Origin of the sequence: Serratia surfactantfaciens, assembly GCF_001642805.2 — a bacterium.
Taxonomy (GTDB): domain Bacteria; phylum Pseudomonadota; class Gammaproteobacteria; order Enterobacterales; family Enterobacteriaceae; genus Serratia; species Serratia surfactantfaciens.
In genome coordinates, this window is the sequence record NZ_CP016948.1 from 2,446,845 (window position 1) to 2,462,153 (window position 15,309).

General features: G+C 61.4%; 12 protein-coding genes. All 12 read left to right on the forward strand.

Annotation, left to right across the window (positions count from 1 at the left end; genetic code table 11):
• Positions 1-86: 86 nt before the first annotated feature.
• The 12 genes from ATE40_RS11565 (at position 87) to tagF (ending at position 15,291) form a co-directional block, all read left to right on the forward strand.
• Positions 87-1,019: a LysR family transcriptional regulator gene (locus ATE40_RS11565; RefSeq protein ID WP_063918552.1), complete on the forward strand. Its 933-nt coding sequence runs from the start codon at positions 87-89 to the stop codon at positions 1,017-1,019.
• Between the two features lie 812 nt (positions 1,020-1,831).
• Entirely contained in the window at positions 1,832-2,332 is a 501-nt protein-coding gene (locus ATE40_RS11570) for a hypothetical protein (protein WP_063918553.1), read from the forward strand.
• Positions 2,333-2,505: 173 nt separating this feature from the next.
• Positions 2,506-5,058: a DUF2169 family type VI secretion system accessory protein gene (locus tag ATE40_RS11575; protein ID WP_063918554.1), complete on the forward strand. Its 2,553-nt coding sequence runs from the start codon at positions 2,506-2,508 to the stop codon at positions 5,056-5,058.
• A complete protein-coding gene (locus ATE40_RS11580) occupies positions 5,055-6,122 on the forward strand; it encodes a pentapeptide repeat-containing protein (RefSeq protein ID WP_063918555.1) in 1,068 nt (355 codons plus the stop codon). Before ATE40_RS11575 ends, ATE40_RS11580 begins: the two co-directional genes overlap by 4 nt.
• Before the next feature lie 30 nt (positions 6,123-6,152).
• Positions 6,153-6,788, forward strand: coding sequence for a DUF3540 domain-containing protein (locus ATE40_RS11585; RefSeq protein ID WP_063918556.1), 636 nt, complete (start codon positions 6,153-6,155; stop codon positions 6,786-6,788).
• A 17-nt stretch (positions 6,789-6,805) separates the two neighbouring features.
• On the forward strand, positions 6,806-7,198 hold the full coding sequence (locus tag ATE40_RS11590) for a DUF4150 domain-containing protein (protein WP_004934933.1): 393 nt from the start codon (positions 6,806-6,808) through the stop codon (positions 7,196-7,198).
• 48 nt (positions 7,199-7,246) lie between these two features.
• Positions 7,247-7,747, forward strand: a complete 501-nt coding sequence (tagV, locus tag ATE40_RS11595; RefSeq protein WP_019452982.1) for a type VI secretion system accessory protein TagV — start codon at positions 7,247-7,249, stop codon at positions 7,745-7,747.
• A gap of 29 nt (positions 7,748-7,776) precedes the next feature.
• Positions 7,777-8,307, forward strand: coding sequence for a type VI secretion system lipoprotein TssJ (gene tssJ, locus ATE40_RS11600; protein WP_063918557.1), 531 nt, complete (start codon positions 7,777-7,779; stop codon positions 8,305-8,307).
• Between the two features lie 40 nt (positions 8,308-8,347).
• Positions 8,348-9,694, forward strand: a complete 1,347-nt coding sequence (gene tssK, locus ATE40_RS11605) for a type VI secretion system baseplate subunit TssK (protein WP_025159842.1) — start codon at positions 8,348-8,350, stop codon at positions 9,692-9,694.
• Positions 9,695-9,697: 3 nt separating this feature from the next.
• A complete protein-coding gene (locus tag ATE40_RS11610; RefSeq protein WP_063918558.1) occupies positions 9,698-10,918 on the forward strand; it encodes a DotU family type VI secretion system protein in 1,221 nt (406 codons plus the stop codon).
• On the forward strand, positions 10,918-14,553 hold the full coding sequence (tssM, locus tag ATE40_RS11615; RefSeq protein ID WP_063918559.1) for a type VI secretion system membrane subunit TssM: 3,636 nt from the start codon (positions 10,918-10,920) through the stop codon (positions 14,551-14,553). Before ATE40_RS11610 ends, tssM begins: the two co-directional genes overlap by 1 nt.
• 18 nt (positions 14,554-14,571) lie before the next feature.
• The gene (gene tagF / locus ATE40_RS11620; RefSeq protein WP_019452987.1) at positions 14,572-15,291 is read left to right on the forward strand and encodes a type VI secretion system-associated protein TagF; all 720 of its coding nucleotides are present in this window, start codon (positions 14,572-14,574) and stop codon (positions 15,289-15,291) included.
• Positions 15,292-15,309 lie beyond the last annotated feature (18 nt).

The following is a 15,309-nucleotide window of genomic DNA, read 5'->3' on the forward strand; positions in this document are numbered from 1 at the left end:
CTTGAAGGCTAAATTCGTGTGCTACCAGCCTAGTGAACGCAGTATGATTCTGGAAATGGATTATCTATATATAGAGTATTCATAAAATGAATTTAGCCAACGTCGATCTCAACTTGCTGGTGGTGTTTGAAGCGTTGTATCAGACGCGTAACGTTACCGCCGCAGGCCGGCGCCTTAACCGCGCTCAACCCTCCGTCAGCAATGCGCTGGCGCGGCTGCGCATTCTGCTGAACGATCCGCTGTTTGTTCGCGGCGGCGGCGGCATGGCGCCTACGCCGCGCGCCCACCAACTCATGCCGCAGATACAGCAGGTGCTTGAACAGATCCATCTTGCGTTAGCTCCCCCAACGCGTTTCGATCCGGCCACCGCCGGGCAACGGCGCTTTACGCTGGCCGCCGGCGACTATGCCGATATTTTGCTGCTGCCCGCTATCATCAGCCGGTTGCGTCAGGCGGCACCCGGTATCGATATTCGCGTTTCGCGCCTGGATCGCCGCAATATTTACCGGCAGTTGGAAAGCGGCGAGGTGGACATCGCGTTGGGAGGACATCTTTCCGGCGCTGAAAGCCACTATGTGCACGCGCTGTTTGAAGAGCATCTGGTGTGTATCGCCAGCCGCACACATCCGCAGCTGGCGGACGGTCGTTGGGATCTGGCCCGCTATCTCAGCCTGCCGCACGGGCTGTACGCACCGGCAGACGACGGTTCCGCCAGAGGATTGGTCGACCGACGTCTGGCGGAAATCGGCGGCCAGCGGCGCGTCGCCGCAACCTTTTCACATATTGTAGCCCTGCCGGCCGTGGTTGCCGACAGCGATCTGATCGCCACCCTGGCCGCCAGCGTGGCCCGACGTTTTTCCGATCCGCAACGCGTACGCTTTCTCCCGCTGCCTGACGAGTTGGCCATCGCCCCTTTTCCCATTGAACTGATCGCCGGTCGGCAGGCACAACGCGACCCGGCCTTAATCTGGCTTTGCGATCTGATAGGCCAACTTCCCCTCGCCCCCCGCTCAGATTAACGGCGGCATTCGCTGCATTATCAACCGCTCAAATACACGCGCAAAGGCCCGTTGCGGTGCCTTTTTGCGTCCGCCAAATAGGAATCATCCGAATTCACATTCAGTAAATTTATATATTTGATCATCTTTAACTGACGAATGGTAAGGATAAAAAACAATCAGTGACTTTTTTCACGAAAAAAAAGAGTTGTTTTATAAACACCTTGACTTAAGTGTTACACATTTACTTCATGGTATTACCAATTTCCCAATAATTTGAGATAAAAAATGATCTCAGTGTATCTATATGTTTTAGATAATAAAAAACAGGATCGTGAGCGAGTTAACGAATTGAGCATTGATCCACAAGGCTATTTTGCAAATGCGAAGCTCTATTGTAGACTGCACAAATCGTGCCTTTGTGTAAACTTTGTTAAATCTTTCGTCAGCCCCTGTCTCAATTCGTGACAGATACGCCATCGGGATCGCGCGTTCACTCTCGTGCGGTAGCTATGCCTAAACCCGGGGATAGTATGAATCGCCTTATCAATGCGCATACGCCTTTGTCCGCCCACCAGCCGTTGTTCAGCAGCCTTTTCGGTGCGGAAAAACTGGCCGGCGGTCGAGTTCGACGTCGAGCAGCTCAGCTCTGACAACCGGGCATTTCACCGCGATAAAGTACGATCCGAAGCTCCCCAAAAAAGCGGTGCCCGAAGAGCGCTCGCGGCTTTGAGCAAAAAAAACGGTCAAACAACGCGATCTGGTCTCTACGTTCTGAAAACGACTTGTCGTCTATCAGTTCGCTAAATCACCTTGCATAAGGAAGTGTCACGATGGGCGAGTTTATTGCCTTTTCGACGCAGGACAGCCTCTGGGGACAAATCCTGTTTACCCTCTTTGGTATCCTGGTTGGCTGCGTCTTGCTCACCGCGATCGGCAAAACCTTTTTGTCGGCCGGCCGAGCAGCGGCGTTACCTGTGCGGCTGCTGATCTTTGTCGCACTGATGCTGGCGCTCCTGAAATACAACCAGCAAGTGATGTCGGCGGTGAATGCCCCCGCAGAGCTGATCGGATTCCTGATTCTGCCCGGTTTTTTGATGAGTTGTCTGGTTACGGCGACACCCGGCAGGCTGGCGTTGGCCATAGAGCTGGGCTGTTTTGCAGCGCTCACCGCGCTGTTGATTCTGGGCACCGCCGACATCGGCTTTTTTGCACCTTACCATCTGGAGAGCGCCGGCCAGGTTATCGCCAAGGCGATCGCCGCGGCGTTATCCGTGGCCGCCGTGTTGCTGGCTCGCGGAATCAGCGGCAAGGACAACGCGCTGTCCTCTTGATCATCCATTTCGAAGCGGGGCTCTCTCCGCGCATTAACGATCGGTTCTGAACGCCGCATCGTTTTCTTCATCTGTTGTGACATAGCCTGATATCTATTAAACCGAAAAACGGATTGTTTTTGAGCAAGCAGCCTGGCTGCCGGCTGATATCCACAGGAAGCTTTACACACACAATGAAAGTCGTGAAACCTCTGCGCCTCAGCGCACTTCATCGCCCCTTCTCTTGGCAAGGGCAAAATCATCTTGGCGTTTCCGTTTTGGCCTTGGCCGACATGGGGGTCTCCCCGCGCCTGCGCCCCGAGCCGGAGCTGTGGCAACTGGCCGCCGAAGAGCTCACCTTGAGCGGCGGCGTGCTCGATTTAGCCATCCCGAAAGCCTGTGCGGAGTTTCTCGCCACCGGCAACGCCTACACCCATCATCAACAAGACAAAACCGCCTGCGCCGTGAAGATCCAGCTGGATTCGCTGGAAAAAACGTTGGTGGTTTTCGGCGATCGCCACTGGACCAACGATCGTCCCTCCACTCCCCTCCCTTTTACAGAAATGCGTCTGGACTGGCGCCGGGCTTACGGCGGCACCCAGTTCGCCGATAATCCGCACGGCATCGGCGCCACTCCAGAAACATGTCCGCAAGGCCGTATCCATCGCCTGCCGAATGTCGAACCACTGCAGGGGCGCCTTACCTCTCCCCGGCAAAGCGCGCTACCGGCAAGCTTTGATGCGCTGGATATCACCTGGCCGCGCCGCTTCTCCCGCATCGGAAAAAACTACGACGCCGACTGGTTGAAAAACGGTTTTCCCGGTTTCGCCAACGACATCGACTGGCGCCTGTTCAACATGGCGGACAGCGATCAGCAGTTTCCTCAACGCGACAGCTTGCCTCCCCAGGCCGCCTACCGGATATGGAACATGCACCCGTCAGAGCCGGTGCAGCAAGGGCACTTGCCGCCGTGGCGCGCACGCTGCTTCATCAACCGGCTGCGCGCCGGCGAAGCGCATTTCGAAGAGATTGCCATGCGCCATACCACCGTCTGGTTCTTCCCCCATCGGGAGCAGATGCTGCTGATCTATCAGGGCAGCGCGCGCATCAATGAAGACGATGCCGCCGATGTGATGCAACTGATGCCGGCATTGGAAATCGAAGGAGAGCCCCGCGCCACCGAGCATTATCGGCAGGTGTTGGCCCAGCGACTGGATAAAGAACAGGGAGCCCTGCGCGCTTTTCGTGAGCAGGAGTTGCTGCCGGAAACCTGCATCGGCGCCTGGCTGGATACCGAAACGCCGACGCAGCAAAGCCCGGTAGCGCAAAATATCGCCGCCTACGAGCACCACCAACGCGAAGATCACCGCCAGCGCCTGCTGCGTGAGGGGCAGGACATCGATGAACTGTTCCCGCTGCCATCGCAAGAGGCACCGCCGACGCTGGACCAACTCGCCGAATTCGTCGAGCGATTGGAAAGCCAGGCCGAAGCTCAGTATCAGGACATGCTCAAACACGCACAGGATAACGGTATCGACCCCCTCAAACCCGGCGGAGAGCACGTGCCACCATCCGGTGTGGAAAGCTACCAGCATCAGCGCGATCTGCTGTTTCAGCAGGGGCGTCACTATCCCGACGCATTTAGCGACAAGCAGTTGGGGGAAAGCGAGCGTGCGCTGCACCAGATGTATTTAATGTCGGCACAGGCGCAAAGCCCGGCGCTGCGTTTAAGCGGCGATCTGGCGCAGATCATTCGCCAACGCGTCGCCGCCGCCATGCTGCGCGATAAAGATCTCAGCGGTCTTGATCTAACCGGCGCCGATCTGTCCGGCATGGACCTCTGCCAGGCTAACTTGCGCGGCGCGCTGCTGGAAAACGCCAATCTGCGCCAAACCCGGCTGGTGGGCTGCGATCTTCGCGAGGCGATGCTGGCGCGCGCCGATCTCAGCGGCGCCGTCTTGCAACAGGCCAATCTGAGCCACGCCTCCCTGGCCCTGGCGAAATGCGATGCGACGGATTTCGGCGGCGCGCAGCTGCACGAAACCCACATTCAGCAAACCTTGTTTCAACGCTGCGACTTCACGATGGCGTCATTACGCGATTTGCTGGGGTATGAAACCTTGCTCGGGCAGTGTGATTTCAGCCGCGCCACGCTGGCCAACATCACGCTGATGGAACTGCAGCTGGAGCAGTTGACATTCAGCCACGCCCGGCTCGACAAAGTCAGCTTCGTCAAATGCCGGCTGCTGGCGGTGAACTTCAGTCAGGCACGGCTGGAAAACTGCGCCTGGGTTGACACCGAGACGCAAAGCCTCAGCTTCCGCGCCGCACGCCTCACCGCCTGCGCCTTCGCAGCAAAAACACTGTTGCCGCAGGCGGATTTCAGCGATGCGACGCTGACCCAGTGCAATTTACGCCAGATGCCATTGCAACGGGCTAATTTCAGCCGTGCGCGCCTCAATAATTGCGACCTGTCGGAAACCCGATTGAACGAGGCCGATTTTCGCCAGGCCAACGGCAGCGGCAGCCTGTTCATCCGCAGCGATCTGTCCCAGGCCACCCTGCGCGACGCCAATTTCATTGCGGCGATCCTGCAGAAATGCCTGCTGTCAGGCGCCGACCTGCAGGGCACCAATCTGTTTCGAGCCGATTTGTCGCAGTCGCAAGTGGATCAGGCGACCCGGCTCGACGGTGCCTATACCGCCAGGGTGAAAACATTGCCTCGCCACAACGGGAAGGAAGTATGACCTCAAAGTCTGAGCAGATACGCCAGCGCGTGAAACGCGGCGAGCTGATTGCCGGTGAGGATTTGCACGGTCTGTCATTCGCCGGTATGGATTTGGCCGGCGGTATGTTTAACCAGTTGGACCTGAGCGGTGCGAACTTCTCCGATTGCGATCTGCGCGACAGCGTGTTCAACGATTGCCGGCTCGACCATGCTCAGTTTGCGCGAGCGGACCTGAAACAAACCGCCTTCAATCAGTGCGCCATGTCGGCCAGCCGCTTCGGCGAGAGCCATATCGAGCTGACGATGTTCAACGATTGCCGGCTTGAACAGGGCGACTTTAGCCGGCTGTCGCTCAGCCAAAGCCACTGGATGTCATGCCAATTGGCCGGCGCGAATTTTTCCGCCACTCAGCACGATCGCACCACCTTTTACGAAAGCCCGCTCAATGGCGCGAGTTTGGAGCATGCGCGGCTCTCTCTTGTCACTTTCTTTAGACTAACTCTCTGTGAAACAAGGTTTGAAGGTGCAGATTTCGACCGCGTCACGTTTTTCGAATGCGACCATCGCGGCAAAAGTTACGCCGGGCAGCGCCTGATCGCCTGCCAGTTTACCGATAACCAATTGGACGACGTCGACTTCAGTCAGGCGACGCTGCGCCAGAGCAACTTCAAGGGCGCTTCGCTGCGGCGCGCCACCCTGACGGGCGTGCAGGCGCAGCAATCGCTGTGGCTGGAGGCCAACCTGACCCAGGCTCACTGCCGCAGCGGGCAGTTCGATCAGGCGATTTTCAGCGAAGCGACGCTGGACGCCGCCAACTTCAGCCAGGCGCGCCTGTATCAGTGCGTGTTCCAGCATAGCCGCGCGGCGCGCTGCGACTTCAGCGACAGCGACCTGACCTACGCCGATTTCTGTTATGCCGACATCGGCGCCGCCGATTTCCGACGTGCGCGCTTTATGCGCACCCGCATGCACCGCGCCCACCAGCAGCAAACGCGCTGGGGCGATCGCAGCGGCATTCTCGAGCGCGACGACGAACTGTACGCCGCCGAAACCTGGAGCGCGCAGCGCCAGAGCCGCATTTGACCGTATTGACCACTTCACGAGGGGATCACCATGAGCGTTGCCAACTCTACTCGCGCCGTCAACATCGCGCCGCCCCGGCAGGCCGCCGGCCAGGTCGTCAATCTGCTGCCGGACGGCAGCCTGGTGGTGGAATGTGAAGGCCGCGGCTGGCATTGCCGCCGGGCGGCGAGCTGCCTGCTGACGCCGGCCCTCGGCGATAACGTGCTGGTCGCCGGCTGCGGCCACCAGCTGTGGGCGATCGCCGTCCTCGAGCGCGCGGAGCCGCAGAACGCGGCGCGGCTTTGCGTCGAAGGCGACCTGCAGATCGAAACGCCGAGCGGCTCGCTGTCGCTGCACAGCGCGCAGGCGCTGCAACTGCGCGGCGACGCCATGACGCTGCAGGCCAACAGCGGCGATTGCCACGTCGACAAGATGAAATACAGCGGCGAAGAGCTGTCGGCCTTCGTCAGCATCAGCCGCCTGGTCGGCAAACGCTGCGAGTCGCTGTGGCATTCGGTCAGCCAGATCAGCCACTCGCTGTTTCGCAAAGTGCGCCAGACCGAGCATGTGCGCGCCGGGCAGCTGGATTATCAGGCTGAAGATTACGCCCGCATTCATGCCCGCAACACGCTGATTACCTCGAAAGACATCACCAAGCTGGATTCGGAACAAATCCACGTCGGATAACCTTGCGGAGGCCTTCTATGTTTGCCAACAGCCAAATGATCGGCGTAGACCTGGCGTTTCCCGACGTCTGCCTGACGCCAAGCCCGGCGCCGGTGCCCGTGCCCTACCCGGATATCGCCCTGGCGCCGACCGCCATTCCGAACGCCTTCAATATTCTGTTCGTCGGCACTCCGGCGCACAACATGGCGACGGTGACGCCGCTGACCAACGGCGACAACCCCGGCGTGGCCACCGGCGTGGCTTCCGGTACGGTGATGGGGCCATCCCGCCACCTGACCGGCGCCTTTACCGTGCTGCTTAAAGGCACCCCAGCCACTCGGCTGACCAGCCTCAGCCTGCAGAATTCCACCAATGCGCTCGGCATGCGCATCGTGCCGAGCCAATTAAAAGTGTTGCTGCTTGCGCCCTGATGACGGCGCCCTATTACACAGCCATTCAATCAAGAAAATGAGGATATTGTGAAAACACGGATTACCCTGACGCTGCTGACCGCCCTGACGCTTGCCGGTTGTTCCACCCCTCCACCGCCGCCGCCGGCGCTCAATAACGACGCCATCGTCAGCAGTGAAGTCAATGGCGTCACGCTGCAGCACCGCGCCGCGGTGAGCGCGCCGAAACAGTTCAAGCCGATCGGTGAGGAGTACCGCAGCCTGTACGCCGCCAGCATCATGAGCAGCCCGAATTATACCGGTACCGCCGTCGGCAGCCTGGACAACGCCGCCGCGTTCTATGCGCTGGGCGAAGTGGAAAACAACTGGCTGGCGATCTCCGCCATCCGCGGTGGCGATCTGGTGGGCTATATCCAGGCCAACGCCGGCGTGCCGGAGGCGCGCTACAAATCGACGCTGCGCAAAGACCTGCCGCGGCGCGCGCGAGCTGCCAAACAGGACTGCGTCAAAGTCGGCGGCGACAGCAAGGCGTGTAAAAACGCCGGCTCAGCCACCTGGATCCTCCAGTAGTCAGCACGCCTGCGGGCGACGAGATTCCCATGATGACGACCCCTATCGCTTCCCGCTGGTGCGGGATGCTGTTTCTGCTGCTGGGCGCGCTGGCGCTCGGCGGTTGCATGTCTTCAGCCAAAAGCGTGCCGTCGCGCTACAGCCTGATCTTCGACGCTGACCGCCAGGTCAACGCCGCCGCCGGCGCGCAACCGGCGCCGATTAAAATTCGCGTGCTGCTGCTGCGTTCGGATGCGGAATTCATGGATGCCGACTTTTTCAGTCTGCAAAACGACGCCAAAAGCGTGCTCGGCAACAGCCTGCTGGACAGCGATCAGTTCTTCCTGACGCCTGGCCAGACCGGCAAAAAGCTCAGCGGGCAAAGCACATTGGACGCACGTTACCTCGGCGTGATCGCCGAATATCAAAATCTGGACGGCAAGAGCTGGCGCATTTCGCTGCCGCTGCCGGAACCCACCGAAACCAATTTCTACAAGGTATGGCAATTCTCGCCAGATGAGCTGGAAGCGCATATCGTCGCGGGCGTGAATGGCCTGCGCCCCGTAAAAAAGACCGACTGACCCACCGCTGCGCGGAAGCGAAGTCACTATAGGTGTGATGATGAAAGATGCTCATAAGGTTGTCTGGACCGAGGGAATGTTTTTACGCCCTCACCATTTCCAGCAGGCGGAAAACTATCTCGAAGGCTATATGCGCAACTGGGGCCAGGCCCACAGCGGCTGTTTCTGGGGATTCCTCACCCTGGATCTGGACCAAACGCTGCTGCGCCAGGGCAAGATCGCGCTCAACGCCGCCAGCGGCATCATGCCGGACGGCACGCCGTTCCGCTTCTCCGGCGCCCAGCAGGCGCCCGCGCCGCTGACCATCGCCGAAAACCAGACCGGCGAAAACGTGGTGCTGGCCCTGCCGACCTACCGCGCGGGGCGTGAAGACGTGATCTTTCAGGAAAGCCCCGAAGCGCTGGCGCGCTATCTGGCTTACGAGAACGAGGTCGACGATCTCAATGCCGTGTCCGTGGGCAGCGCGGCGCTGCAGTTCGGCCGTCTGCGCCTGCGGCTGATGCTGGAGAGCGAGCTCAATGCCGAATGGACGGCGCTCGGCGTCACCCGCGTGCTGGAAAAACGCGGCGACAACAGCCTGCGTCTCGATACCGCGCAGATCCCACCCATGCTGAACTGCCAGGGCAACCCGGTATTGAAGACCTTCATCAACGATCTGCAGGGCCTGCTGCAACAGCGCAGCCAGCAGATGAGCCAACGCCTGTTGCAACCGGGCCGCGGCGGCAGTTCCGAAATGGTGGATTTCATGCTGCTGCAGCTGATCAACCGTCATCTCGGCCAGGTGAGCCACGCCTACCACCTCGACCATCTGCACCCGGAGCGTCTGTTCGCCGATTGGCTGCAGTTCGCCACCGAACTCGCCAGCTTCTCGGCGCAGCGCACTCCGGAAGGCCGCCTGCCGGTGTATGACCACGACAACCTGGCGCTGTGCTTCGGCAAGCTGATGCTGTTGTTGCGTCAGGGGCTGTCGGTGGTGCTGGAAGACAACGCCATTCAGCTGACGCTGGTCGAGCGCTCCCACGGGCTGAACGTCGCCACCGTGCAGGACGCCAAAATGATGCGCGATTTCGGCTTCGTGCTGGCGGTGCGCGCCGACGTGGCCGCCGAGGTGTTGCTGACCCACTTCCCGGCGCAGATGAAGATCGCCCCGGTCACGCGCATCCGCGATCTGGTCCAGCTGCAGCTGCCGGGCATCGGTTTGCGCACCATGCCCGCCGCGCCGCGTCAGATCCCCTATCACGCCGGCTACACCTACTTCGAGCTGGAAAAAGGCGGCGACCTGTGGAAACAGATGGAAAAATCCAGCGCCTTCGCTCTGCACCTGGCCGGCGAATTCCCGGGGCTGGACATGGAATTTTGGGCGATTCGCAGCCATACGGACCGGTAATCTATGACTCAGGAAAATAGCATGGCGTCGGCGGCCAATCCGCTGGTGGACGCCGCCAACCCGCTGCTGAACGCCATTTCGCAGATCCGCCAGTCGGCCACGCACGCCAACCCGGCGCAGCTGCGCCAACAGCTGATCGACGAAGTGCGCCGCTTCGAGATCCGCGGCCAACGCGCCAATCTGCCGTACGAGGTGATCATCGGTGCGCGTTATTGCCTGTGCACCGCGCTGGATGAAGCGGCGGCGCTGACGCCTTGGGGCAGCAACAGCGTATGGTCCGGCAGCGGGTTGCTGGTGACCTTCCATAACGAAACCTGGGGCGGCGAGAAGTTCTTCCAGCTGCTGGCCAAGCTGTCGCAGAGCCCGCGTGAGCACATCAACCTGCTGGAGCTGATCAATTATTGCCTGCTGCTGGGTTTTGAAGGCCGCTACCGGGTAATGGAAAACGGCCGTTCGCAGTTGGAGACCATGAAGCAGCGCTTGCTGCAGCTGATTCGGTCGGTGCGCGGCGGCTACGCTCCGCCGCTGTCGCCTCATGCCTTGGATCTGCCGGTGCAGCAGAAACGGTGGCGCCCGCTGGTGCCGCTGTGGGCCTGCGTGGCGCTGACCGGTTTCCTGGCTTCGCTGCTGTTTATCGCCCTCAACTGGCGGCTGGGCGACAACACCAGCCCGGTGCTGGCGGCGATCTACCAAACCAATCTGCCGCAGGTGGCGATCAGCAACCCGGCGCCGGCCGCGCCGCCGACGCTGAGCCTGAAAAGTTTCCTGCGTAAAGAGATCGCCGAAGGGCTGGTGGTGGTGCGCGACGAAGCGCAGCAAAGCGTGGTGATCCTGAAAGGCGACGGGTTGTTCGACTCCGCCGCCACCACGGTGCGCGCCAACTATATTCCGGTCATCGACCGTATCGCCGCCGCCATGAACAGCGTCAGCGGCAAGATCCTGGTCACCGGCTACAGCGACAACGTGCCGATCCGCAGCGCCCGCTTCGCCTCCAACTGGGAACTGTCGCTGGCGCGCGCCGAAGCGGTCAGCGCCCGCTTGCAAAAGCGCCTCGCCAACCCGCAGCGGGTCAAGGCCGAGGGCCGCGGCGAAAGCAACCCCGTTGCGCCGAACGATAACAAAGTGAACCGCGCGTTGAACCGCCGGGTAGAAATTACGCTGTTGGTCGCCCCGGAAAACACCCAGGCGGAAATCAACGGCTTGCCGCAAGGAACCGGAAAGTAATGCTCAGTACGTTATTCTCCATCATCACCAGCCGCCTGCTGTGGGGCTTTGTCGGCATCACCGCGCTGGCGTTCATCATCTGGATGATCGGCCCGCTGGTGGCCATCGGTGACTATCGCCCGCTGGAACCGGAACTCAACCGCCAGATCGCCATCGGCGTTATCTACCTGATCTGGTTCCTGTGCCGCCTGATCCCACGCCTTTACAGCGCCTGGTTCAACAGCCGCCTGCTGAGCAACCTGCGCGCCGCCGAAGCGGCGCCGGCGGAAGACGGCAAGCCCGAGATCAAACAGGACGAACAGCTGGCGCAGCGTTTCGACGAAGCGGCGCAGCTGCTGAAAAAGGCACGTTTCGCACCGGGCCAGGGCGACGGCAAACATCGCTGGATGACCCGCTTCAGCCGCCAATACCTGTACCAGCTGCCGTGGTATGTGATCATCGGCGCGCCCGGCGCCGGCAAGACCACCGCGCTGGTCAACTCCGGCCTGCACTTCCCGCTGGCCGACCGCTTCGGCAAATCCGCGCTGCGCGGCGTGGGCGGGACCCGAAACTGCGACTGGTGGTTTACCAACGACGCGGTGCTGCTCGATACCGCCGGCCGCTACACCACGCAGGAAAGCCAGCGTGAAGAAGACGCCGGCGAATGGCAAAGCTTCGTCGCGCTGCTGAAAAAATACCGCACCCGCCAGCCGATCAACGGCGTGATGGTGACCATCAGCGTCGCCGATCTGCTGAGCGACAGCGCCGAAGCGCGCGCCGCGCAGGCCAGCGCGCTGCGTAAGCGCCTGATCGAACTGCACGAGCAGCTGGGCATTCACTTCCCGGTCTATGTGCTGGTCACCAAAACCGACCTGCTCAACGGCTTTATGTCCTATTTCGGCAGCTTCGACAAAGCGCAGCGCGACCAGATCTGGGGGTTCACCTTCCCTTACGAGCGCTCGCGGCAGCCGGACTTCAATCTGAACGCCGCCTTCGAACAGCAATACGCCCTGCTGCAACAGCGGCTGGACGCGGCGCTGCCGGATACGCTGCTGATGGAACACGACGCGCGCCAGCGCGCCGAAAGCTACCTGTTCCCGCAGGAATTCGCCGCGCTGCGCCCGCTGCTCGGCCAATATCTGGAACAGGTGTTCGCCACCTCCAGTTTTGAAACCCGCTTTACCCCGCGCGGCATCTATTTCACCAGCGGCACCCAGGAAGGCCTGCCGTTCGACCGGGTAATGGGCGAACTGAACCGCTATCTGCAGCTGCCGACGGCAAACTCAGGGGCACAGGCCAACGTGGCCTGGGACAGCGTGGGCCACGAGGCGCCGATCCCGGCGGCCAAAGGCCAGAGCTTCTTCCTGAAAGAGACGCTGGAATCGGTAGTCTTCCAGGAATCCGGGCTGGCGGGCAGCAACCGCTGGTGGGAATACCGCAATCGCGCCCTGCACTGGGCGGGTTACATCGCGCTGGCGGTGATCCTGGCGGTGCTGGCGATGTTCTGGTTCACCAGCTACGGCAACAACAAAGCCTATCTGGCGGAAGTGGCCGCCAAGGTGCCCGGCGTCGAGCGCCAGGGGCAAAGCCTGACGCAATTGGGCAACGGCGACATGTTCTCACTGCTGCCGTTCCTCAACAGTCTGCAGCACCTGCCGGAGAGCCAAAACTTTGCGCTGGACGATCCGCCGTTCACCTACCGCATGGGATTGTACCGCGGCGATCAGGTCGGCGACGCCGGCAATGCGCTGTACCAAAAAGCGCTGAAAGAACTGCTGCTGCCGCAGGTGGCACAACAGATCGCCACCACGCTGCGCAACGACAACCACGGCGACGCGGACTTCAGCTACGAAGCGCTGAAGGCCTACCAGATGCTGTATCTGCCGAAGCACTACGACGGCAAGTTCCTGCGCGCCTGGGTGATGCTCAACCTGCAGCGCAACCTGCCGCAGGGCAGCACCCAAAAACAGCTGCAGCAGATCGAATGGCATCTGAGCCAGCTGCTGGACACGCAGATCCAGGCCTCGCCTTACGCCAAAGACGAACAGCTGGTGGCGCAGGCGCAGGCCGCGCTCAATCGGGCGCCGCTGTCGCAGCGCGTCTATGGCCGCCTCAAGCGCCTGTTGCTGAAACAGACCGACATCAAACCGGTCAGCCTGGTCGATTTGGCCGGCCCGCAGACCGAACTGGCGTTCAGCCGCAAAAGCGGCAAACCGGTGACTGACGGCGTACCGGGTCTGTTCACCTCACAAGGGTATTGGAAGGCGTTCAACGACAACATCGATCCGGTGACCGACACCCTGCGCAAAGAAGACGTCTGGGTGTTGAACAGCCAGACGCCGGAGCAGAAAAGCGCCGATCTGACCAAAACCATCCGCCAGCTGTACATGCAGGACTTCATCAGCGCCTGGGATGAGCTGTTGGGGGATATCCAGTTGGCCAACATCGGCAACCTGACTCAGCGCATCAGCAGCGCGCGTCTGCTGTCCGGCAACCCGTCGCCGATGCGCAACCTGCTGGTCAACGTCAGCAAAAACGTCACCCTGCACGACGAGAAAAACGACGCCGATTCCCGCTCGCTGCTGGCCAAAACCGAAGACAAGCTGAACCAAAACGCCAACCGCACGCTGGAAGCGCTGTTCACCAACCGGCCGGCCAACGCCGACGGCGACGTCTCCGCCCAGCCGGAACAGCTGGTGATGGCGCACTTCGCGCCGTTGCTCGAACTGGCGCAAAGCCAGGGCGAAGGCAACAAGGCGATCCCTTTCGACAGCGTGCTGAAACAGGTCGATGAGCTGTACAGTTACCTGACGGCGGTTCAGGGCGCGGCCAACAGCGGCATGTCGGCGCCGCCGAGCGACATCATCCCGCGCCTGCAGGCCGAGTCCGGCCGCTTGCCGGTGCCGTTCAAGCAGATGCTGCTGTCGCTGGCCATCGGCGCCAGCAGCGACACTCAGCGCAAAGAGATGGAGAACGTGAAAAAGCGCATCAGCTTCGAAGTCGGCAGCTTCTGCCGCCAGGCGATCGCCGGGCGTTATCCGTTGGTGGCCCGGGCGCGCCAGGAAGTGACGCCGGACGACCTGGCGCGCATGTTCGCGCCGAACAGCGGGCTGATGGACAGCTTCTTCCGCGACAATCTGCAGGGCAAGGTCGACACCACCCGCGCCAACTGGCGTTTCACGCCCGGCGTGGACGGCAAGACACTGCCCGGCGGCGAAGGCATCCTGCGGTCGTTCCAGCAGGCGCAGCGCATCCGCGACGCGTTCTTCGCCAACGGCACCGCTACGCCCTCTTACCGCGTCACCGTGCGGCCGGTGCGGATGGATAACGACATCCTCAACCTGACGCTGGATATCGACGGGCAGCTGTTCAAATACAGCCACGGCCCACAGGTGCCGCTGGTGGTCAGCTGGCCGGGCACCCGCAATACCAATCAGGTGCATCTGCAGCTGGCGCTGGCCAACGGCACCACTGCCAGTCTGGTGACCAGCGGGCCGTGGGCGCTCAACCGTTTGGTGGATATGGCGCAATCTTCGGGTACCGCCGGCCTCGGCCGTCAGGCAACCTTCAATCTCGACGGCCATCGCGTCACGCTGGAGTTCACGCCCAACAGCATCCGCAATCCGTTCCAACTGCCGGCCTTCTCGTGCCCGTAGCCCCGAAAGGACATGACCATGAGCACTGATTCAAGCGCCCCGGCGAGCATCGGCTGGTATGGCAAACTGCCCTCCGCCGGCGACTTCCTGCAACGCCGCCTGCCCGATCCGGTGGTTAACCACTGGGCCCACTGGTTCCATAACGGGCTGGTGAACTTGCAGCGCGAGGCGCAGGGGCCGAACGGCCATCCGTTCAGCAACGCGCCGGTGTGGAACTTCGTGATCCCCGCCACGCTCGGCAGCCAGTACGTGCAGATGGGCTGTCTGCTGCCGGCGCGCGACCGCGTCGGGCGCCGCTATCCGATCTGCGCGCTGCGTCTGTTCAGCCAGCAGGATTGGCGCCCGCAACAGCTGAATATGGCGGCGGGCTGGTACCAGCAGCTCGGCCATACCCTGCTGAACGGCGTACGCAACGGCTTTTCCGCCGAACAGATCGACCGCACGTTGCAGGCGATCCCGGCGCTGCCCAGCCCGCCGGCCGAAGCGGACTCCGACATATTGTCGATCATCGGTTTTCAGCATCCGGACGTGCCGGGCCTCGGCTGGCAACAGGCCGCCGACTGTTTCGACCCGGCGCAGTACACCAGCTTCTGGTGGACCAATCAGGCCGACGGGCACCCGCTCTACACCCACGTGCACAGCGGCAACCTCACCGTGCAGCTGTTTTCGTTGCTGTTCGAGCCCAACGGTTGGGCGCGCCCCGGCCGCGGCGGCCAGTACCCGCAAATGTTTGATTAACATCGTTCGTTGAAGGAA

Coding starts and splice junctions, on each gene's coding strand:
- ATE40_RS11575 (WP_063918554.1), top strand. CDS start 2,506: ATGAAAGTCGTGAAACCTCTGCGCCTCAGCGCACTTCATCGCCCCTTC.
- tssM (WP_063918559.1), top strand. CDS start 10,918: ATGCTCAGTACGTTATTCTCCATCATCACCAGCCGCCTGCTGTGGGGC.
- tagF (WP_019452987.1), top strand. CDS start 14,572: ATGAGCACTGATTCAAGCGCCCCGGCGAGCATCGGCTGGTATGGCAAA.
- ATE40_RS11580 (WP_063918555.1), top strand. CDS start 5,055: ATGACCTCAAAGTCTGAGCAGATACGCCAGCGCGTGAAACGCGGCGAG.
- ATE40_RS11590 (WP_004934933.1), top strand. CDS start 6,806: ATGTTTGCCAACAGCCAAATGATCGGCGTAGACCTGGCGTTTCCCGAC.
- ATE40_RS11610 (WP_063918558.1), top strand. CDS start 9,698: ATGACTCAGGAAAATAGCATGGCGTCGGCGGCCAATCCGCTGGTGGAC.
- ATE40_RS11565 (WP_063918552.1), top strand. CDS start 87: ATGAATTTAGCCAACGTCGATCTCAACTTGCTGGTGGTGTTTGAAGCG.
- ATE40_RS11585 (WP_063918556.1), top strand. CDS start 6,153: ATGAGCGTTGCCAACTCTACTCGCGCCGTCAACATCGCGCCGCCCCGG.
- tssK (WP_025159842.1), top strand. CDS start 8,348: ATGAAAGATGCTCATAAGGTTGTCTGGACCGAGGGAATGTTTTTACGC.
- ATE40_RS11570 (WP_063918553.1), top strand. CDS start 1,832: ATGGGCGAGTTTATTGCCTTTTCGACGCAGGACAGCCTCTGGGGACAA.
- tssJ (WP_063918557.1), top strand. CDS start 7,777: ATGATGACGACCCCTATCGCTTCCCGCTGGTGCGGGATGCTGTTTCTG.